The 19,410-nt window shown below is 59.6% G+C and carries 20 protein-coding genes; 11 read left to right on the top strand and 9 right to left on the bottom strand.

Features of this window, described 5'->3' with window-relative positions; genetic code table 11:
* The first annotated feature begins 8 nt into the window (after positions 1 to 8).
* Positions 9 to 488 carry a 3'-5' exoribonuclease gene (locus BLR29_RS04375; RefSeq protein WP_143018412.1) on the top strand — a complete coding sequence of 160 codons (480 nt, stop codon included), beginning with the start codon at positions 9 to 11 and terminating at the stop codon, positions 486 to 488.
* Here the strand turns inward: BLR29_RS04375 and traI are convergent.
* Together traI and BLR29_RS04365 are read right to left on the bottom strand one after the other, a co-directional pair.
* On the bottom strand, positions 485 to 2,254 hold the full coding sequence (gene traI / locus BLR29_RS04370) for a TraI/MobA(P) family conjugative relaxase (protein WP_092134848.1): 1,770 nt from the start codon (positions 2,252 to 2,254) through the stop codon (positions 485 to 487). The genes BLR29_RS04375 and traI overlap by 4 nt on opposite strands.
* Positions 2,244 to 2,555, bottom strand: coding sequence for a plasmid mobilization protein (locus tag BLR29_RS04365; RefSeq protein WP_092134846.1), 312 nt, complete (start codon positions 2,553 to 2,555; stop codon positions 2,244 to 2,246). The genes traI and BLR29_RS04365 overlap by 11 nt, the downstream gene beginning before the upstream one ends.
* 318 nt (positions 2,556 to 2,873) lie before the next feature.
* On the opposite strand from BLR29_RS04365, the gene BLR29_RS04360 reads away from it, so the two are divergent.
* From BLR29_RS04360 to BLR29_RS04345, 4 genes are read left to right on the top strand one after another with little or no spacing between them, the layout of a single operon-like run.
* Positions 2,874 to 3,224 (top strand): protein mobC, encoded by a 351-nt coding sequence (locus BLR29_RS04360; RefSeq protein WP_092134844.1) that lies wholly within the window; start codon positions 2,874 to 2,876, stop codon positions 3,222 to 3,224.
* Positions 3,225 to 3,236: 12 nt separating this feature from the next.
* On the top strand, positions 3,237 to 3,920 hold the full coding sequence (locus tag BLR29_RS04355) for a nucleotide-binding protein (protein ID WP_092134843.1): 684 nt from the start codon (positions 3,237 to 3,239) through the stop codon (positions 3,918 to 3,920).
* Positions 3,913 to 4,542, top strand: coding sequence for a DUF6753 family protein (locus BLR29_RS04350; protein WP_092134841.1), 630 nt, complete (start codon positions 3,913 to 3,915; stop codon positions 4,540 to 4,542). Before BLR29_RS04355 ends, BLR29_RS04350 begins: the two co-directional genes overlap by 8 nt.
* Before the next feature lie 51 nt (positions 4,543 to 4,593).
* Positions 4,594 to 5,148, top strand: a complete 555-nt coding sequence (locus tag BLR29_RS04345; RefSeq protein WP_092134840.1) for a 3'-5' exonuclease — start codon at positions 4,594 to 4,596, stop codon at positions 5,146 to 5,148.
* Between the two features lie 48 nt (positions 5,149 to 5,196).
* Here BLR29_RS04345 and BLR29_RS32765 read toward each other — a convergent pair whose 3' ends face one another.
* Both BLR29_RS32765 and BLR29_RS04335 read right to left on the bottom strand, forming a co-directional pair.
* Positions 5,197 to 6,045, bottom strand: coding sequence for a hypothetical protein (locus tag BLR29_RS32765; protein WP_255371084.1), 849 nt, complete (start codon positions 6,043 to 6,045; stop codon positions 5,197 to 5,199).
* A complete protein-coding gene (locus BLR29_RS04335) occupies positions 6,038 to 7,747 on the bottom strand; it encodes a hypothetical protein (RefSeq protein WP_255371083.1) in 1,710 nt (569 codons plus the stop codon). The genes BLR29_RS32765 and BLR29_RS04335 overlap by 8 nt, the downstream gene beginning before the upstream one ends.
* Positions 7,748 to 8,151: 404 nt before the next feature.
* On the opposite strand from BLR29_RS04335, the gene BLR29_RS33170 reads away from it, so the two are divergent.
* Positions 8,152 to 8,325 carry a hypothetical protein gene (locus tag BLR29_RS33170; RefSeq protein ID WP_304441179.1) on the top strand — a complete coding sequence of 58 codons (174 nt, stop codon included), beginning with the start codon at positions 8,152 to 8,154 and terminating at the stop codon, positions 8,323 to 8,325.
* Here BLR29_RS33170 and BLR29_RS04325 read toward each other — a convergent pair.
* The 4 genes from BLR29_RS04325 to BLR29_RS32380 form a co-directional block, all read right to left on the bottom strand.
* Positions 8,318 to 8,839, bottom strand: a complete 522-nt coding sequence (locus BLR29_RS04325) for a 3'-5' exoribonuclease (protein WP_092134838.1) — start codon at positions 8,837 to 8,839, stop codon at positions 8,318 to 8,320. The genes BLR29_RS33170 and BLR29_RS04325 overlap by 8 nt on opposite strands.
* A gap of 518 nt (positions 8,840 to 9,357) precedes the next feature.
* Positions 9,358 to 9,849 carry a PIN domain-containing protein gene (locus BLR29_RS04320; RefSeq protein ID WP_092134837.1) on the bottom strand — a complete coding sequence of 164 codons (492 nt, stop codon included), beginning with the start codon at positions 9,847 to 9,849 and terminating at the stop codon, positions 9,358 to 9,360.
* Positions 9,850 to 10,617 (bottom strand): hypothetical protein, encoded by a 768-nt coding sequence (locus BLR29_RS04315; RefSeq protein ID WP_092134835.1) that lies wholly within the window; start codon positions 10,615 to 10,617, stop codon positions 9,850 to 9,852. It abuts the gene before it with no gap.
* 144 nt (positions 10,618 to 10,761) lie between these two features.
* Entirely contained in the window at positions 10,762 to 10,899 is a 138-nt protein-coding gene (locus BLR29_RS32380) for a hypothetical protein (protein ID WP_176860869.1), read from the bottom strand.
* A gap of 298 nt (positions 10,900 to 11,197) precedes the next feature.
* Here BLR29_RS32380 and BLR29_RS04310 point away from each other — a divergent pair, with 298 nt between their 5' ends.
* Positions 11,198 to 12,592, top strand: coding sequence for a KAP family P-loop NTPase fold protein (locus BLR29_RS04310; RefSeq protein WP_092134834.1), 1,395 nt, complete (start codon positions 11,198 to 11,200; stop codon positions 12,590 to 12,592).
* Between the two features lie 582 nt (positions 12,593 to 13,174).
* Here BLR29_RS04310 and BLR29_RS04305 read toward each other — a convergent pair.
* Entirely contained in the window at positions 13,175 to 13,924 is a 750-nt protein-coding gene (locus BLR29_RS04305; protein WP_092134832.1) for a replication initiation protein, read from the bottom strand.
* 627 nt (positions 13,925 to 14,551) lie between these two features.
* Between BLR29_RS04305 and BLR29_RS04300 the strand changes: the two genes are divergently transcribed.
* The 4 genes from BLR29_RS04300 to BLR29_RS04290 all read left to right on the top strand — a co-directional run bounded on the left by BLR29_RS04300 (position 14,552) and on the right by BLR29_RS04290 (position 19,405).
* Complete coding sequence (locus tag BLR29_RS04300; RefSeq protein WP_143018411.1) at positions 14,552 to 14,899, top strand: hypothetical protein; 348 nt, start codon at positions 14,552 to 14,554, stop codon at positions 14,897 to 14,899.
* Positions 14,892 to 15,014 carry a hypothetical protein gene (locus BLR29_RS32760; RefSeq protein WP_255371082.1) on the top strand — a complete coding sequence of 41 codons (123 nt, stop codon included), beginning with the start codon at positions 14,892 to 14,894 and terminating at the stop codon, positions 15,012 to 15,014. The genes BLR29_RS04300 and BLR29_RS32760 overlap by 8 nt, the downstream gene beginning before the upstream one ends.
* A 475-nt stretch (positions 15,015 to 15,489) precedes the next feature.
* Positions 15,490 to 16,401, top strand: a complete 912-nt coding sequence (locus BLR29_RS04295) for a hypothetical protein (RefSeq protein WP_092134829.1) — start codon at positions 15,490 to 15,492, stop codon at positions 16,399 to 16,401.
* A gap of 169 nt (positions 16,402 to 16,570) precedes the next feature.
* Complete coding sequence (locus tag BLR29_RS04290; RefSeq protein ID WP_092134827.1) at positions 16,571 to 19,405, top strand: EAL domain-containing protein; 2,835 nt, start codon at positions 16,571 to 16,573, stop codon at positions 19,403 to 19,405.
* Positions 19,406 to 19,410: the final 5 nt, after the last annotated feature.

The following is a 19,410-nucleotide window of genomic DNA, read 5'->3' as shown; positions in this document are numbered from 1 at the left end:
GAAGGAAAATGGAACTCACGCAAATGATGCTGCAGTCCGGGTTCCGCTACTTCATCGATACCGAGTTCACCGATTTTCTGAACTGCCAGCTCATCAGTCTGGCGATCGTGGGCGAGGATGGACGCGAGTTTTATGGCGAGTGCGCGGATTTCGATCGTCTGCTTTGCAGCGAGTTTGTGCGCGCGGCCGTGCTGCCGCAACTCGGGCAGATTCCGGGCCGCTCGATGCCGGCCGCGCAGCTGCGCACGGAGCTGCAGGCATGGCTGCTTGCTGTGCCCGCTAGGCCGCAGCCGATCCTTTGCTTCGACTACCAGGGCGACATCGACCTAATGTTTGACCTGCTGGACCGCGACGTGCCGGGCGGCTGGATGTCCGAGCACATCGGAGACCGCCTCGATGTCGGGAAGCTGGAAGCCTACTATCGCGAGCATGGTGGCCGGCACCACGCGCTGCACGACGCTCGCGCGCACGCTTACGCGTTTCGCTAGCGCGGCATTCGCATGCGAGGGCGCCCCCTTTGCGCGTCCTCTTGCGCGGGTTCTTCTGACTGCTGTGATGACACCGGCGGCTCGCTCCACGGCGCCTGGCGGCGCAGCTCGTCAACCAGCACGCCCAAGGCGTCAACGTTCGAAGTCCTCGGCTTGCGCACCCACTGCTGGCGGATCCGCAGTCGCTCAACCTGAATAGCCTCCTGCAGCTCAGGATTGCGGATCTTGAACCCGTGGGCCGCCGCCAATCTGGTGCACATGGCCTTGTATTCGTCGTTTCCTGTCACGGTAAAGCTGCCCCACTTCTGCGCCGCCAACTGCAAGGCCGCCAGCGTAGCCTCCGGGTTGCGCCAGTCGTGGATCTCGATGCGCTTGCCCTTGTCCACGAACGCGACCCACCAGTCCGCCTCAGGTCCTTCTCGGCGCAGGTATTGCACCTGGCGTCCAACGATCGCAGGGGCATAAGCCCGAATGTCCCGCGGCGTCGCCGGCTCGTCGCTGTCGCCCTCGATGCCCTGCGGCCCGCTGGCCCGATAACGCCATTGCTCGGCCAGATCGGGCTGCTCCTGCAGCCGATACCAGGCCTCGAGATCAGGATAGGATCGGAATCGCTGGCGGTGCGTGTCCCGCTCCCGCCGGTGCCGCTCGCTCATGGCGGCCTTCTCCGCGGCCTGCTCGGCAGCGATCACACTGCGCAGGGCGTTGAGCGCGTCGCCCCGGCCCCGCCAAGGGCCGCGCAAAAGCTCATTCCGGCGCGCGCGCAGCCTAGCGGACAGCTCTAGGCGCTCCTGCTGCTGGCGCTGGCCCTGAGCCTGCTTTTCCGCCGCCTTGCTCGCGTAATGCGCCTTCCGCCCGGCAATGTATTCGCGCCATCGCGGCGCGTCAGGATTGATCGGCTCGGGCTGCCGGTCGGCTATTCGCTCCTGGTGCGACGGCGGCCGGTACGGGCCAAGCCGCTTTTGCAGCTTGGCCAGGCTGGCGCCCCTATCGACGCTGCTGGCCTTCACGCCAACCTCGCCAACAAAGATCATGGCGCCGCTGCCTTTCTTCACGTAGCGCATGCCTTTCTCAGCCAGCTCGCGATGCAGCTGCTCCCAGGATTGCGCCCGTTTGATGATCGGGGCGCCTTCCTCAATGGCAATGCGCTCCGCCGACTTTTCCCCGGTCCTGTTCTCCATGTCGCGCTTGCGCTGCCCAGGCTGGCGAGGTCTCTGCCTATCGGCCTCGATGTGTTCCCGGCCCAGCCCGCCGTCCTCCTGCACGCGATAGCGCCCGCGCTGCTCGCGTTGCCAGCCCTGCGCGTGCTCAATTCTGGCCACCGCCCGGTGCACCGCCTCGATGTCGAAGCCGCGATTGATCTTGACCACTTTCAGCGTGTCTGGATGCACACGGTTGACAGCAATGTGTAAGTGACGGTTGTCCGTATCGGCGTGCAACGCATAGATGGCCTGGTGCTCCGCCAACCCAAGCTCATCGAGAAAGATGGTCACCGCCTCCTCAATCTGCTCAGGGTTAGGCTGCTCGCCCTCGCGCCAACTGAGAATGTAGTGATTGACGGGGTTCTTGCTGCGCACAGCTTCCGAAGCTAGCGCCACCATTTCTTCACGCTGAGCGGCATGGCTATCCGTGATGAACGCTCGCCCGTTGGCGTAAATCACCTTCTCCTGAGGATTAAGCCGTTCAGGCTTCCGGATGTAGTCGGCCAGGTCACGAACGCTCGCGGCCTTATTCTTGACCTTCGAGCTGTGGACCTTCTTACCGATCATGGCTCAGTTTCTCAATGTAGACCTTTAGCGCGACCAACGCGCCAGCTGTATCCCTGCTGTAGGCGCCTCCGCTCTGGTTGTGAACGTGCTTGAGCAAGCCGCCGACGCGGCGCAGCTCCTTCAGCATCAAGGTGTCCGCATTGGCAACGATGGGCTTGCCAAAGTAGCGGCGGCGGACCAACTCCGACATGCTCAGTCCGGCAATGTCGGCGTCCTCTTTCAACCGGGCCTTTTCCGCCGAAGTCAGCCGCATATTCAAAACCGCATCGAGCGGCTCCAGCCCCTGTGTTTCGAACGGCAACCCTTATCTCCTTCGTGCCCTAGTAGGTATGCGCCAGTGTGGGACAGCAAGAAGCGAAGCGCCGCGCTGTCCCGGGGTCAAGGGGGGATCCCCTTGCAGGATGAGTCTGGGCTGTGAGAAGCGAAGCGCCGAACGGACCAGACGTCCGTTGAAACCACATGCTCTGCATGTGTGTTACAACGGCCATCCTGTTATGCCTCACTACGCCTACCTTGTTCAAACTAAAAAACCGTTTGAGAGGTAATTATGCTTGCTTCGTAACAGCAAGAAAAGGCAATATTCTGTCATCATCTTTAAAACAATCATGCGAGGTGATAGATGAAATACACGAGTGAGCAAATTGATACGATTGCATCAAAGCTGCGTCAGATGCCTGAAGTAAAGAATAAAAGACAAGATCACAGTAAGCAGGAAGCTGTGAAAATTCTGTTGAAAGAGATCGCCGCGATGCAGAAGCGTGGGTACTCACTAGACCAAATTTCTGAGACGCTACGGAACGAAGGGTTGAACATTGCAACTCCGACTTTGAAGAACTACTTGCAGAGAGCAAAAGCAGTATCGAAGAAGGCAGCAACGCCGGGGAAACAGCAGAGAACAACTGTGGCACCACGGCAGATGAGTAACCAGAAAGCAACCTTTGCGCCCCGGCCTGACAGCGTAACTATTTGACTGGAGAGCGGTATGGCGAAAAACATCTACCTGATCGGCGGCAGCAAGGGCGGTGTTGGCAAGTCCCTGGTAACCATGGCAACCGTGGACTACCTGCAAGAGCTAGGGGAGAGCGTCTTACTGATCGAGTCCGACACAACCAACCCGGATGTGTGGAAAGCCTACAAGGACGGTACGGAGGCGGAGCTGGTGAACCTTGACGAGGCGGACGGCTGGATTCAGGTGGTGAACCTTTGCGAGAGCAAGCCAGATAGCGTCGTGGTCATCAATACGGCCGCCAGGAATAACAAAGGTGTCAGTGCTTATGGTGAAACGCTGAATAGCACCTTGGTGGAGCTCAAGCGGAAGCTGGTCACGTTGTGGGTCGTGAACCGTCAGCGGGATAGCCTCGAATTACTCAAAGAATACATGGAAGCAATCCCGAATTCGGCGGTCCATGTCCTGCGAAACGGGTACTTTGGGGAGGAAAGGAAATTCGAGCTTTACAATGGATCTAAGCTGCGGGCTGTGGTGGAAGAGCGCGGCGGGCGGTCGGTGACGTTCCCGGACTTGGCCGACCGCGTGAGCGATGACATCTACAGCAAGCGTATGAGCGTTGCAGTAGCAATCAAGGAACTGCCGTTAGGCAACCGCGCGGAGCTTGCCCGTTGGCGCAATGAGGCAAAGAAGGTGCTGCGCGAGGTAATGCATGACTGAACTCGACGACCGCTTTGCGAAGCTGCTACGCAAGCAACCAACCGAAGCGGACCGGCAAGACATGTACCGGCTGCGAGATTCGCTCGGCCTAAAGAATAACGATGCGCTGTGGGATGTGCTCATTGCCTTGCAATACCACCAAAAGTTGTACGAGCGGATGCCCGCGAAGATTGCGAAAGCTTCCCAGGAGACGTTAACAGACTTTAGGGCGGCGGCAGACAGTATGGTGAAGGCCTCGGCGGAAGCCGCCAAGGCGGATTTGGCCAAAGCGGTGGCCACGTCTGCACGCGAGGTCGCGTGCCAAGTCGCCGGCAAGCAAAAAGCGCGCTGGATGGCCGGCTGCGCGGCGGTGTTGTCCCTGGCATTTGCCGGCCTGGCCTGGGCCGGCTACAGCGCTGGCCGCGTCAGCGGCTACGGCGACGGCTACGCCGTGGCCACAGATGAGAAAGCGGCAGCGGCATGGGCCAATACGCCCGAAGGGCGGGCGGCGTACCGGCTAGCGCAGGCTGGCAGCATCGGAATGTTGGTCAGGTGCGATCAACCAGGCTGGGCCAAGGACAAAGGCTTCTGCTTCGTCGGTCCGGCTTCGGATCAGACCGTGTATGGATGGAAACTGCCGTGATCCGGAACGGCCGGGTCCCGGCCATTCTTCGGTTAGAGAAGGAGAGAGCGCGTGCTTAGTCCAATCCTAGTCGTAGACCTTGAGGCCACGTGCGACGAAAGCGCGGCAGCGTTCGACATGGAAATCATCGAGATCGGCGCCGTTTGGGTCATGGCAGACGGCACCGTCCTAGAGCGTTTCCAGTCATTCGCACGCCCGATGGCCAATCCGACGCTGACGCGCTTCTGCTCGTCCCTGACCGGCATCGGCCAGGCAGACGTGGACAGCGCCCCCGCGTTCCCGGCCGTGGCCGCGGCACTGCGCGCCTTCGTGGCGCGCCATCAGCAGACCGGCTCAACCTGGGCAAGCTGGGGCGCGTGGGACCGCAAGCAGCTCGAGCGCGACAGTACGCGGCACGGTATCAGCCCTCCTATCGAAATGCCGCATGTCAACGCCAAACGCCTTTTTGCCAAGACGCGGCGCATCGGCAAGGAAGTCGGGATGGCGAAGGCCTGCGAGTTGGTCGGCCTGCATCTTGAGGGCGCGCATCACCGGGCGCTCGATGACGCCTTAAATGTCGCCAGGCTGTTGCCGTGGGTGTTTGGTAGAGGAAGAAATCATGACTGACTACCTATCCGTGAGGCTCTGCTCTTCCATTTCAGCCTGGAACCAGCTCTACTTCGATTTTTGGGCGCTGCCATTCCTAGCTTGAATGGAGGGCCGGATTAACTTATATGCCCCAGCCAGATCTTCTGCAAATGGATTTTCGGGAGGGTACGAGAAAAGATCAAATAATTTCTTAAACTTCGCCTTGTCCGAACGCCAATGGCCTGTAAATTGGGACTCCGAAATCCATCGCTCCAGCATGCTCTTAAATACATATCGATTAAAACTTCGAACGGCGTTATGGGAGAGCTTCGTAAGATCAAAGACTGCCGACTGCGAGAAGCTAATTTTACGCAGAGCATCCATCGAAACACCCAGATCGGATGCGCCTTTGGAGCCAATATACCCTCGCGCATGAATGGCGGCGTGGCGGAGTTCGCAGAGTGTGTCAAAACCGGATAGCGCGGCAGCAACAGAGCTGTTATTCTTTATATCCACTCCCACGAGCCGCTGCAACTCGTTTTTCACTTCATTAGCGCCCGCAAGGCTCTTGTGCTCGAATATGGATAACCCCAAAGCCGCTGTTTTTGTCCCATAATACCCGAGTGACCCTAAAGGAATCTGGATCCGCTCAGCTTGCTTTCGGGCCAACGGGCAAATATCCAAGCTTCTGACCAGGATCGTTCTAAAATAGAATTCTGCAGCAGAAACAATCCCCAACAACAACAGGCTAAGAGTTTCCACATCCCCACTAAACTCGGGTCTAACAAATCTTGCTATGAGACCTTGTGTGTATTTAAAGTAGTCTTCGATTGGACTTTTGTCGGTTGGTAGAACGCATTTTTCCAAGGACTCCCCAATCTCTATCGCTATTTCTTCCTCTGGCTTGTGAAGTTCCAAAACTATCGATTTAGACACTTACGAACTCCTCCGCCACGTTTTTGATCCGCTGGCTCCAAATTGGACCAATGTAGCTTCCTTGCTTTCGGAGAGTTTGTTCGTCGTCCGTAATTAGATCTTGCACCGTACGAATATTCGTGTGCTGTTTAATTGCATCAATCTTGGCCTGAGGAAGGGGAAGCCTGTCAATTGGCGCCTTCAAGAGTTCGGTGTAAACGGACGCATTAGCCAATTCCGCGCCGCAATGCATACAGAAACGTTGATTCTCTGCTGCTCGAGGCGTTCCACAATTTGCGCAGGGAGGGAGTGCAAGAACACATCGTTTTGAATAATCTTTGCCCAAAAGGGTCTCAGCTTTGATTTTTACTAGAGCATGAGCGGATCTGCTCTGCAACGATCCACTAAGATCTGCAATACGATAAGACCGTCCGAGGGCGAGCGACGTTGACGATATCAGTGAGGCATAGTGCAGAGAGTAACGTTGATACTGTCCCTTAACCCCTTTTGATAGATCGCCCTGCTTTCGCACAAGCCCAGAATATTCGAGCATCTTTATGACTTTCTCGAGCTCATTCGCATACGGCGTCGCTAAAGCTAAAATAACCGCCTTATTTTCGACGGTTTTGTGTGCATTGAAATTCCGCAGCGCATTTCGTGCGCTTCGGTGAAATTCTTCGCCTATCTCCACATAGTGCGAGAAACGAGGGAGCTTCAGGGCGAGATTATGAAAAACAGCATCTACCGACTCCGCATGAACCGAAATTGCATCTAGTACGATTTTTCGAATGCCAGTTGCCCCCTTTTGAATTTCATCTAGGATACTGGATAGCATATTTAGAAAGCCTCGCGGCAAGCCAAAGGAAGCAAGTGAAACGAGATCGATATACTCGTCCTTGCCGGTCCCGAGGGTATCCAAAATGCTACTTGGTATTCGAAGGCGTGCGATATCCCGCATCGTCCCAAGATACGAGGGTGCCGCGGGATCAAGCCAAGCCTCTAAAACCTCCGCTTCATGTCCGACATGAAAATTAGGGGAGAAGCTTGTAATGCCTGGGTATATCGCCGCCTTAGCAGATACGTATCGCGAACGCAGCTCGCGAAATACCTCAAAGAACTCCTGTTGCTGCCGCAACGAGAAGGCGTGTGCAGCATCGTCAAGAAGTAATACCGATCGAGCGACGCCAGCACTCGTGGAAATCGAACGAAGGAGCTCCAGCATTTGTGAGGGCCCAATGCTAAAGGGGGGCGCTTCAGGTGTCTTTCCCACCTCCAGCTGATGCACGAAAGTACGCGCCTTTTCGATGTAGTCGGTGAACGTCGAAGCCAGCTTAAGATTCAAATCTTTTGCGGAGTCGCTTATTCCTAGCAAGAGTTTTGCAAAAATCCACTGACGAAAGAGTTCGAGTGCATTTGCCCGCGTCTGAAACAACGGCTCCAAGGCCAATGCACGCGAGTAGTTGACGTAGACCGGAAAAGCCCGCCTTTCTTTACAAAGCTCGAAGTAGGCCCGTCGCAACAACGTAGATTTCCCGCTTCCGCGCGGCCCAGATAGAAGTTTTGCGCCAGGTCCCTTTAGCTTATCGAGAACTTGCTGCTCAGCAATTGAGAGACAGGTCCAGTTTTCGAGCTCGACCTTGGAGAGATTCTCTGCACGCTCTTCGAATATGCTGACAAGGTCCTGCTCGGACAGGCTGGTTGCCGGCTTTGTGATCTTGGGCAATTTTGGCTTCTCTAAAAGTGACGTCGAATAATGCCATAGCCAGCGTCGCTCTGGCTTTCACGGTGTTGCAAACACGTCGATCTGTTCTAGTTCCTTACTCCACGCGGCCGATAGACGATGCGGCGCGGGCTCATTTGGGCTGCACGAGGAAATGCAACTGCCGCAGCCGGTGTCGCCAAGGCGCCAAGCGTATCTGGGCAAACACCGGGATCGCACCAAGGCGAAGCGGCCGGGGGAGGCCGATTGATGGCGCCGACCGACCGAAATGAGGACAAGACCGTTGCGCCGGCAGTGGAAGTTCCCGCTCCATACGCCATCGACGCCGGTCCGTCACGCGCAGGCAGCTGCATCACGGCCATTTCGGCTTCCTGCGCGCGATCGTGCAGGGGCTGAACGCCCGGGGCATGTGGGAGCGCTATTTAGCCGAGGAAGGCGAGATCGAGGCTGAAGCCAGCGTACGCGCCGCCGCCTGCGAGTACGCAGCCAACTTTTCCACCCACCCGAAGGCGCGCTGCGTCACCGCCTGGCAGCGCGATGAGCTGGCCGCGGCCGCCTGCCAGGTGGCGGCGGTCAGATGAAGGCATAGCAGTTTGCTCGCGCATCGTGCAATGCGTGATGCCGGCCACCGTATTTGCGAAAGTACATTTCCAGCCGTTCGGCATCAAGCCGTCCGCCTATGTGCTCGCACTTCCAGCCAGGCGGCATGTCGTAGTCGAGTAGATCCAGCACCAGGTCGAAGTCGCCTTGGTAGTCGAAACACAAGACTCGCTTGGGCTTCACCGGCACGTCGAGCAGCCACGCCCTGAGCTCGTCGCGCAGTTGGGCGGCTGGCATCGAGCGGCTAGGAAAACGGCCGAGCTGGGGCAGCACTGCTGCACGCACGAATTCGCTACAGGCCGATCGCTCAAAGTCAGAGCACTCGCCATAGAACTCCCGGCCGTCCTCGCCCGCGATGGCCACGCTAATGAGCTGGCAATCGAGGAAGTCCGTAAACTCAGTGTCGATAAAGTAACGGGTTCTCCAAGGACTACGCGGGCCACGGAAGACTTCTGCTTGGGAAGTCTCTCGCGTGGCGGGATCGGACTTTCGCACGGGAATTGCCTCGCTTTGGCAAGCGTTTTAAGTCTAGCCGCTTGCCCTTTTCGTCCGCGTCCGGGGGTCCAGTTCGAAGACTTGCCGATCAAATCTATAGGCGAGCAGCGCTTCGATCGGTAGGCCGATAGCCACGCCTGGGTGGGCTTCCTTCCTCTAGCCGCGACCACGTGTTTCGAGTAACAGATGCGCGCTGCGCCGGCAGTGCGATCGACTCACCGCGCCGCAGGCGCGCAATCCTGACGCCCGCTCCGATCGCCCGTAGGGCTTCCTCGGCCTGGAATGGGTAAGGAGTGGCAAACGTTTACGAAATCGATGGTGTCATGGTTTGGGCCGCAACTCGGCAGCGCCGCCAAGCGCGCGCGGCACCCGCGAGACAGACGTCCCGAGAGTCCCCGTTTTTCTATCGCTAGAAGGACATGTAGGTGAGCTTTAGGGCACTTCACGCTCGCCAGCAATGGTCATAGTCGGACCCGCTGCGAGGTTGCGGACCAATTCATTACACCATTCAGTGCCGCTTAGCCGAGGCTCAGAGACGCTTGATTGCCTTCAGCGAACCATGCGTCCGAAAATGGGTCCTGTATGCAGATCGCGTGCGGGAGCGAGGCTACTGTGCCAGTACTCCGGAGCGCAGCCACGCGGCGCGTGCACGGCCCATCATCGGTGATGAAATGTTCGATGCCACCGGTCATGCACTGAGCTAGCAGCTTGATGTCGTCTTTAACTGCGACGCGATCATCTCCGGGTGCCTTTGCGGCGAAGCCTCGCTCGAAGAGTCTGCCTGCAGTGCAAGCGTCGTCGTAATTGAACGGCTTGACGATGAAATTGTGCAGGTCAAGGTCCGTGACTCGTTGGCGTACTTCGAACTCGCTAATGACGATGGTCGAAAGGAACATCGTCACGCCGCGCGCGATGAAGTTCTGGTAGTAAGTCTTTGCAGTCTGGTGATTCGTCCGGCTCGGCGTGCTGAGGCAGATCAGGAAACTCGTGTCCAGAAGAACGTGTTGCAATCAGTTGCCTCCCCGCAATTTGCGCACCCATTCTGCTGGATCATCGACATTACCCCAGACCTGCTCGCCCTTCTGCGTCAATCGATCGAAGGACGCCTCGTCGAAGCGGGGCGCATAGTGGACGAACTCAATCAGAACGGCATCACTGAGCTCCCCAGTCTCAATGTTAAGCTTGGCTTGGATCCGCAGATGGACCTGCTTATATAGATGGTTCTCTGTTTCAGCGCGGATTTTGTCCCGATCGGTTCGGACGACAAGCGTTTTACCATCGGGCAGCTTGATATGGGCGTTCGATTGAGTGGCTCCCCCCAGATCGACGACTTCTCCTTTCACGTATCGTTCCACCATGACCTCGACGTCGCCCAGTTCGGCCTGGAAGTTTGTACGATTGGTGATGGCGATGGTGGTTTGAAGCTGCTCCGAGCTGATCTTTATCTTGAACGCTCCCTTTTTCTTTGCGGCCGCCTGCCAACGTTGCATGACAGTGCGGCGCCTGGAGTCAATACGTCCGAGATCGGCACTGAACTGCAACATCTCAAGATCATGTACCAGGCTTGGCGAGACAACGTTACGCGCTTGTACGGCGAGGGAACCATGCACGACCGCGACTTCGACGGTGTCTGGGTCCACTTCCTTGCCGCTACCCTTAAGGAAGTCCTTAACATCCGTAGCGAACGTGGAGAGGACGGACAGCGGGACCCGCGCCGGGGTAATTTCGTACCCCGGCGAGTCGTCTTCCAGCGCGATGGTTAGCGTCAGCGGATCCATAACCGCATTCTGACAGTCCTAGTGAGCACCCGTCTAGGCCGATGTCGCCACACCTCTGGGAGGTAACGCTATTTGCTTCGGGCTTGGCTTGGCGATATGCATCGGCGGCGGTGCTGGCACGTTTCAGTTCCTCTTCCAGAAACGTCACCCGGCCGCCCAAAGCGTCCCGTTCCGCTCGGTCTCCAGTGCCCGCTGACGTTCGCCCATGCGCGCCAGTTCCTCAGTTGCCGCCTTCAGCGCCGACAACAAACCGGCCTCCTTTTCGGCAAGGCCCGCCAGCATGAGCTCGTGGCCCTGCCCATGGCCTTCATCCGCGCCGGGTAATCGTCCCTGTTACGCGGCAACCGCCATGCCCTAACTAGGCGACGCCTTATCACTATCATTATGATAGTTATTGGATTTCTCAGTACATGATAACTGCACTTATCAAGCACACGTAAAATAAGGTACAGATCATCACCACACTGCATGCGAGCATGGCCGGCAATGTGGAAAATTCGCGCGACGGCCGCGTCGGCATTGGGCTGGCGGGCTAAGCAGCCGCGGACGCGTGTCTGCCTCCAAGGATTTAGGAGAGAAGATGACCACCACCGAACCTAGCCCAAGGCCGCGGCTGGCCATGCGCCGTGGCGCCATGGACAAGATCGAAACCCCGTTTGGCGGGGACCTGCTCCAGCGGGCGGCCGTCGCAGATCGCCTGACCCGCTACATCGACCGGCTGCCGGATGGCGCGGTCATCGCCCTGGACGCGCCCTGGGGCGAGGGCAAGACCTGGTTCGGGCGGCACTGGGAGGCCAGCCTCAAGGCGCGTGGCCACCAGGTCGGGTGGATCGATGCCTTCCAGCAGGACTACGCCGAAGACGCGTTCTTGCTGCTGTCCAGCGCAGTACTCCGGCTCTGCACCGAGCATGACAGCCGCACCGGCCAGCTCAAGCATCGGGCCGGTGCGGTTCTGCGAGCGTTGCTCCCTGTCGGCACCAAGGCGCTGATCAACCTTGCCGGGCGCGCGATCGGCACCACGGACCTCGCGGACAACGTCAAGGAGGCCATGGAGGCGGCCAGCGACAAGGGCGCGGAAGCAGCTAGCGACTGGATCAAGGGGCGGCTCGATCAGTGGGAAGAGGAACAGCAAACAGTCGAACACTTCCGTGAAGCCCTCACGGCATTTACCGAAGCGGCCTTTACAGCCACGGGGAAACCCGTCGTGATCCTGATCGACGAACTGGACCGTTGCCGGCCCGCCTTCGCCGTGGGGTTGATCGAGCGGATCAAGCACTTCTTCGACGTGCCCAAGCTGATCTTCGTACTGCTGATGAACCGGGACCAACTGGAGAAGGCAATCCGCGGCGTCTATGGCGGCGAAACCGACGCCGCGGCGTACCTGGGCAAATTCTTGCACCTTTCGCTGTGCCTGCCCAAGGACCGCACCCGGACCGAATTCAACGAGCAGAGTGGGGTGTATGCGTTCGTCCGCTCGATGCTGACGCAAGTCGGCGTGACAGACCACGTGTTCCTCAACACCTTCTCGGTGTGCGCTTCGGTGTTCGACTTGTCGCTGCGTGACATCGAGCGCGGCTGCACTCTCTTCGCCTTGAGCGAGCATCAGATCCCGCAGCTCAGCGCTTACCTGATTGCTTTGAAGCTGAAGCGGCCGGAACTCTTTGCCCGACTGGCAGACCCCGGGCAGAGCGGCATCGAGGCGCATACCGCCTGTAAAGCGTTCTTGCGGGCTGAGGTTGACACCCTGACGCGCCAACTGGGTCAGCCGGTCTCCAGCCGTTACCAGGTTCCGTTTCCCGGTTCCTACCTGTTCGCCCTGAGTCTGATCCATACTTTGGTAGCTGGCTCCTCTGATATGGACGACGCGGACCCCGCCAAACGCGATGATCACGTCTACAAGGAACTGGGGCAGCTCCCTGGCCCGCTGAGCGCCCTGATGCGTGTCTGGCGCGGGCTGGACTTGGATGTGCGATGACATTGGCAGCTCTGGAAGCCGCCATCGGCTCCCCCCGGCCATCTCCAGGGGCTTCACGCCCGTGCCATGTGGGAACGCTGCTTGGCTGGGAGGGCGAGATCGAAGCGGACGCCGAGCTGGTAGCCATCCTGCCAGCCGGCGAAGGCGGCGATGAAGATGGCATCGGGCCTGCTGCGAGGTTGCGGACCAATCTGTTACACCGTTCGGTGCCGACAATGAACTAGGTTGAAGCCTTTCCCGTGTGCCAAAGCGCTGGGCTCGAAGGTGAGCACACTGTCAATCCCACAACTACCACCGCACGTGTCGATGCATCTGCTGCGACTTGAGCAGCCCAGCGCACGACTGCTGAGGTTTTCCACAGACCGGACGCAACGACGCAGTTTGTAATACGTTTGTAGACGTTTGTAAGTCCTAGAACCCACGCCAGGTAACGCTTTGCAGGGCGCTATTGAGAGAGAACCCGGGGCAAATGCGAGAGAAGCCGGGCGAACGGGAGATCAACCGGGCGAAATGAGAGACAAGCCGGGGATTTTCCACAGCCGAAATGAGAGAAAAGCAGGGTGTTGTCCACAGCTTTCATAGTCAAAGTTCCAGCCGGATTTGGGGGTCGCGTTTGAAGGCAAAGCGCAAGGCCGTGACCTTGCGGCCGGTCTTGATCGCGCTCCAGGTGATATGCCAAGCGTCTTTCTCTTTCAACTCCTTGATTGCCGGCTCGATGATCCATCGCCTGAGATCGTTGAAATTCCTTGTATGGCTCGCCTTGGCGTCGATTGCCTTGGAGAAGGCTTCAACCTCGACTTGATACCAGCCCGTGTCCTTGAAGCGCATTAGCATTTCCAGCAGTCGCCATGAGTAGATGGACCGCAGGCCTGCGGCCTGTTTCAGAAGGTATGTGGTGTGGTTGCCGCGAAGAGCCACCAAGTATGGCGTTGCTTCATGACTGAAACGCAGTTCGACCCATGCTTCGCGCTGGAAATAGGTTACGCCGCTTACCCAATGATCCTGATGCACCTTTATGCCGCGGTGCGTGCGCTCCTCACGATGGATTACGCGTTCCAGCAGGGATTCCGACACCGCTCTGAGTTGTTCATAAGCAGTATTGATATCGAGCCCGAACGTCTCCGCATATTCAGCGGCAGTTAGCTTGATCTTGTATCGCCCTTGATCCGTGCGCACCGAATCGAGCTTTGCGGCACAGGATTTCACAACTCGTTGCTCAGCCAAGGTCTTGAGCCCATGCGATGACGCCACCAGGTTGTTATGGAGCGTCACATGCCGCTCGGACAGGTGTCGCTCGTCTTCCGTGCGTTGCCAAAAATAGCCGTCTGTCACTATTGGCGCTCAGATGGGTGCGCTGTTCTTTCTTGGCCGACCGATGCGTCGAACATTGACAGGTAGCGCGGGACTTTCCATCGCTCTCTCGCTGTTAGAGAGGTCTGAGCCTTGGGCATCTTGAGCGAGTGCCTCACTTCCTTGCTGCAACCAGCCCCGCACGGTGCCTACAAGCCAGCGATTGAGTCTTCGGCTCGGAAACGCCGTAGGTGGCAGCTGGCCGCGGCTCTTCATCACCACAATGTTTTTCTCAGTGGTACGTAGCAGCAATGCGAGCTCACGTGTATCGATACACGCGGCGGAGTCCATCCCTGCAAATAAAACTCGAAAGTCCATGGGACACCCTGTAATGTTCTGACATTTCTAGGTATCTTTGCGGCTAGTGGGTGCAACGTCTAAGGCGAATTTCTGTTCATTGCAGGGGCTGACCTGAAAACCAACATAACCAGCGCACGCCGGGTGGCAGCGCAAGCATTGGCCGAAGAGGCCATTGAGTACGGAATGGCCCGTGGGATGAGTCGTGTCTCCATTGAGGAGCGCTTGGGGTTGCCGGGGAACCCTCTAGGACAACTGCTGAGCGAATATTTGAGGGGCGAGACTGCCCCTAGCCTGCGAGGGATCGTTAGGTTGGAGCGAAAGGTCGCCGAGTTTGTTGGTCGTCGCAGTCGTTCAATTGCGATCGCGGAGGCTGATCCCTACTACGATCAGTTCTATGAGACCTACTACGACGAGAAACGGGATTGCGGTGTTGTTGAATATGTGCATAATACGCCACGTATTCAACTGCTTGAGTTGGGGGTTGGGACCGATGAAGTTTCATCGAGGGTGCTGCTTCGGAGGATGAGCCAACGTGGTTGGCCGTTCGTCGAGATCGTGGCAGATGGTTTGCCACTAGTCCCAAGGTTGGATCCTCCGGGCGGGGCCCGTTGGCGCAATGAGGCAAAGAAGGTGCTGCGCGAGGTAGTGCATGATTGAACTCGACGACCGCTTTGCGAAGCTGCTCCGCAAGCAACCAACCGAAGCGGACCGGCAAAATATGTACCGGTGTTCAGCGCCTGTGACTGCCGGAAATCTGCCGGAACTCGGGTGAAATGCTGGGCAATCTGGTGTAGCCCCAAGGTGGCCAAATGGCTTGTGTTGTGGTGTAGTCCTGTGTAGTCTTTCGGGACCCGCCGTGGATGGTAATTGACTTTTAATCCGTTGGTCGCGTGTTCGAGTCACGCACGACCCACCAGTTTTGCGAAAGGCGTAGCGGGCAACCGCTACGCCTTTTTTGCATTCTGGCTGAGCAGAATCTGCGCTTGCCGGCGTTCACTGGCATCTGCCGGATTCTTCCGGAATCACACTCTCCAGCCCGGCTATCAACGCCTCTGACATGGGCCGGACCCAATGGCAGCGGCACGCGTACGCCTGTGGCCCATCGCCAACACCGCCAGGTGCCACGCCCTGCCAGCGCGTTGATGTCTTACGTATTCCAGCGCACGTTGCATCTGCACGATCGGCGCACAATACTGGTCTCATCCGCGCGGGACCTCGTCGCTCAATCCAGATATCGATGAGAAGACATGAACCGGCTCATGGGCCGTCTGGCCCCTCTCATTGTCTTGGGTCTTTTCGTTGGCGCCAGCGCGCAGGCGTCCGATATCTCCTGCAAATCGTCGCTGCATTCGACCACGGTCCGTTGCGACGATTCGATTGCCGGTGGCCCGCTGTGCGCAAGACATGCGGACAGGCGCCCACCCGCCGAACGCCTGATCTGCGACTACGCCATGCTCAACGTGGCGTACGAGCGCATTTATGCCGACCAGCGCCATATGCTCAACGCGGGCAAGATCCGCCCCTCGGAAGTCCTGGCGTGGCGCAGGAAGCGGGATGCCTGTACGACCGTCAAATGCGTGGACCAAGTCTTTGCTGACTGGCAGCGGCAGGCCGTCACGAGAAGGCTTGCCGCCAATCCCGTTCAGCCTTCCAGGAAGCCATTAGTCGCACCGGGGCAAGGCATGCCCGAGGGCAAGTCGGCAAGCGAGCAGCCCATGCGAGAGGAGGTACAGGTATCGATGTCGCCGATACCACCGATGTCGCCGACGCCGGATAGCGTCGCGCCATCGCTGACATGGTCATCGCCATCACCATCGCCCTTGATGGAGACCTCCGCCATGCCCTCGACGCCGCTTGCATCCGCGCATGACATGCGGGCTTTGCGTCTGGCGCCCGATGCGCCGGCACTGGTCGAGCGCGGACGCGAGCGTGCTGCCTGGGCACCCCCGGTTGGCCTGGCGTGGCTCGCGCAGCTGGCGCCGCTGATCGCGCTTGGCGTCGGCCTGGATTGGGTGCTGACGCGCCGGCGCGTGCAATGGCCGACGGGCGTGACGGCAATCGTCGCGCGGCTCAGGGGCGCCCCACCGATCGCGTTCGTCCTCGGGGGACTGCTGCTGCTCAACGGCGTGCTGTTGGCCGTGATCTTTGCCACAGGTTAGGGCGCGGCTGCCTGTCTTCCCCGTGCCGCCGTGATGGCTCCCGATTAACCAGTCTGAGGTAGAGACACCGCCACCGTGCTCATCGAGAATGAAAGCGTCGCGTCACCTTGTGATGGCGCCGACCCTTTCATCAATGGCGCCGGGGTCCAGGCCGGCGCGGGAAGTTTCTATGCAGCAAGCTGGAGGCGCCCTGCCGGCCAATGAGCACGTCTTACGCATCATCTGGCCGTTCGTCCCCGTCGTCATGACGTTGGCATTGTTCTGTATTGCCAGCGTGGACGTCCTGTCGTCAGCCCGCGCCTTCGTGGCCGGGGAGAGCCTCTGGACCAAGGGCCAGAAAGATGCCGTGATGCATCTGCTGCGCTACGCCGAAAACCGCCAGGAATCCGAATATCACGCCTACCAACTGGCCATTGCCGGCCCGCTGGGCGACCGGCAGGCGCGCCTCGAACTCGAGCGCCGTCCGGATTTTGATCGCGACCGCGCGGTGGAGGGCCTGATCATCGGCGGCAATCATCCAGACGATATTCCGGGGATGATCCGGCTCTATCGCTACTTCCGCGACGTGGCCGAAATCGATGAAGCCATCGCGGTTTGGACGGCGGCTGACGCGGAAATCCAGAACCTCAGCGTCGTGGCGCAACGGCTGCGCGAGCGTGTGAAGGATCTTGGTTGCGACGATGCCTGCCTCGCGCCGCTGCAGCGCGAAATCACGGAGCTCGACGCGCAGCTCACTCCGATGGAGGCGGCGTTCTCCTACAGCCTGGGCAAGGCGTCCCACCGCGTAAGCGGCCTGTTGCTGATTGGCACCGTGGCGATGACGGCATTGTTGCTGCTGTGCGCAAGCCTGCTATCCCGGCGGATCATGCGCAAGGAACGGCAACTGCGCGCGGCGCTGGCGAGCAGCGAGGAGCGGCTCCAGCTGGCCGTGGCTGGGAGTTCCGACGGCCTCTGGGATTGGCATCCGCATCGGGGTGAGCTGTACTTCTCCGCCCGCTGCGCGGAAATGCTGGGGTATGCCGAGAACGAACTGCCGCACGCACGCGAAACGCTGCTGGCGCTGATGCATCCCTCTGACATGGCCGATTTTGACCGGCAGTTGTCGCGTCACGTGCGAGAAAATTCGCCCTACGACGTCGAACTCCGTCTGCGCAAGAAGGCGGGCGGTTACCTATGGGTGCGTGCCCGGGGTCGCATGGTACGGAGCGCCGTGGGCAAGGCGGTGCGGATGGCTGGATCGCTGAGCGATATTTCGGACCGCAAGCGATCCGAAGCGCAACTGTTCGCCGAAAAGGAGCGTGCGCAAGTCACGCTGCAAGCGATCGGCGATGCGGTGGTGACCACCGACGTCTGGGGGCGGATTCAGTCGCTGAATCCCGTGGCCGAACGGCTGACCGGCTGGAGCGATGCGGAGGCGGCGGGGTGCTTCCTCGCCCAGGTCTGCCCGCTGCAGGACGAGGCCACGCGCGCGCTGGTGTCTGACCTGGTGCCCCGCGCGCTGGAGGACCGGTGGCCTATCCAGTCCGTGATGCTGCTCTCCCGGCGCACTGGCGGGGGGCTTGTCGCGGTAAAGCCGTCTGTCGCCCTGATCCGCGATAAGGGCGGGCACGCGATTGGGGTGGTGCTTGTGCTGCACGATGTCAGCATGGAGCGCGCCCACGCGGCGCAACTGGCGCACGAGGCAAGCCACGATGCGCTGACCGGACTGGTCAATCGCGTGGAGTTCGAGCGTCGGCTGGCCACAGCCATCACGCGGGCCCGTCAGGAGGCCTGCACGCATACTCTGATGTACCTCGACCTCGATCAGTTCAAGGTGGTCAACGACACGTGCGGCCACGCGGCGGGTGACGAACTGATCCGGCAGATTGCCGAGGTCATGCGCCAGCAGTTGCGCAAGGGCGATACGCTGGCGCGGCTGGGCGGTGACGAATTCGGTGTGCTGCTCGAGCATTGCGCGGCGGCCGATGGCGAGCGCGTGGCCGAGGCGCTGCGGCGCGCCATTGCTACCTTCCGCTACGCCCACCGGCAACGGACGTTCACGCTTGGCGTCAGCATCGGCCTGGTCAACCTAGACCAGAGCACCGGCAAGCTTGAAGAGGCCTTGAGCGCGGCCGACGCGGCGTGCTACATGGCCAAGGAGGGCGGCCGCAACCGAGTGCAGGTCTATCACACCAACGACAGCGTGGTTCGGGCGCGGCATGGGGAGATGGAATGGGTCAGCCGCATCCACGCGGCGCTGGCCGCCGGGCGTTTCTGCCTGTACTCGCAGGACATCGTCGCATTGAATCCGGCGGCTGCGCCCGCTGGTCGCCATGTCGAACTGCTGCTGCGGCTGATCGACGAGCGCGGGCAACTGGTGCCGCCGATGGCGTTTGTGCCTGCGTGCGAGCGCTACAACCTGATGCCGATGATCGACCGCTGGGTCGTGGAGACGGCGTTCGCCGCGTTGGGGCGTGTGCATGCCGGGCGGCCCGGCGACATCGCGATGTGCTCGATCAACTTGTCGGGCGCGTCCCTCGCCGACGACCATTTTCCGGAATTCGTACGGCGCCAGGCCGAGCGCCACGACATCGCGCTGTCCGGCATCTGCTTCGAAATCACCGAGACGGCGGCGATCAACAATCTCGCGCAGGCGGCTGCGTTCATTCAGCAGCTGCAGGCCCTGGGCTGCGCGTTCGCGCTCGATGATTTCGGCGCGGGGATGTCGTCGTTCACGTACCTGAAGCATTTGCCGGCGGCCTACCTCAAGATCGACGGCAGCTTTGTACGCGACATGCTGGAGGATCCCGTCAACGCGGTGATGGTGGAGGTGATCCAGCGAATCGGTCACGCGATGGGCAAGAAGACGATCGCCGAGTTTGTGACCTGCGATGCGATGCGCGCGCGCTTGCAGGAGATGGGGGTGGATCTTGCGCAGGGCGCGCTGTTTGGCGGACCGGTGCCGTTTGCTCGGGGTACGGGTTTGTCGGTAGCCGGCTCGGAGCGATTTGCCGTCACGCTCTGAAGCGG

The sequence above is a fragment of the Cupriavidus sp. YR651 genome, assembly GCF_900101625.1.
In the GTDB taxonomy this organism is placed as follows: domain Bacteria; phylum Pseudomonadota; class Gammaproteobacteria; order Burkholderiales; family Burkholderiaceae; genus Cupriavidus.
Note: the sequence above shows the minus strand (reverse complement) of the source record. Positions and strands in the feature narration are given on the sequence as shown.

What these genes read in the sequence shown, in the direction of transcription:
- BLR29_RS04375 (WP_143018412.1), top strand. Translation starts at nt 9, where the DNA reads ATGGAACTCACGCAAATGATGCTGCAGTCCGGGTTCCGCTACTTCATC.
- traI (WP_092134848.1), bottom strand. Translation starts at nt 2,254, where the DNA reads ATGATCGGTAAGAAGGTCCACAGCTCGAAGGTCAAGAATAAGGCCGCG.
- BLR29_RS04360 (WP_092134844.1), top strand. Translation starts at nt 2,874, where the DNA reads ATGAAATACACGAGTGAGCAAATTGATACGATTGCATCAAAGCTGCGT.
- BLR29_RS04355 (WP_092134843.1), top strand. Translation starts at nt 3,237, where the DNA reads ATGGCGAAAAACATCTACCTGATCGGCGGCAGCAAGGGCGGTGTTGGC.
- BLR29_RS04350 (WP_092134841.1), top strand. Translation starts at nt 3,913, where the DNA reads ATGACTGAACTCGACGACCGCTTTGCGAAGCTGCTACGCAAGCAACCA.
- BLR29_RS33170 (WP_304441179.1), top strand. Translation starts at nt 8,152, where the DNA reads ATGTGGGAGCGCTATTTAGCCGAGGAAGGCGAGATCGAGGCTGAAGCC.
- BLR29_RS04315 (WP_092134835.1), bottom strand. Translation starts at nt 10,617, where the DNA reads ATGGATCCGCTGACGCTAACCATCGCGCTGGAAGACGACTCGCCGGGG.
- BLR29_RS32380 (WP_176860869.1), bottom strand. Translation starts at nt 10,899, where the DNA reads ATGCTGGCGGGCCTTGCCGAAAAGGAGGCCGGTTTGTTGTCGGCGCTG.
- BLR29_RS04310 (WP_092134834.1), top strand. Translation starts at nt 11,198, where the DNA reads ATGACCACCACCGAACCTAGCCCAAGGCCGCGGCTGGCCATGCGCCGT.
- BLR29_RS32760 (WP_255371082.1), top strand. Translation starts at nt 14,892, where the DNA reads ATGATTGAACTCGACGACCGCTTTGCGAAGCTGCTCCGCAAGCAACCA.
- BLR29_RS04295 (WP_092134829.1), top strand. Translation starts at nt 15,490, where the DNA reads ATGAACCGGCTCATGGGCCGTCTGGCCCCTCTCATTGTCTTGGGTCTT.
- BLR29_RS04290 (WP_092134827.1), top strand. Translation starts at nt 16,571, where the DNA reads ATGCAGCAAGCTGGAGGCGCCCTGCCGGCCAATGAGCACGTCTTACGC.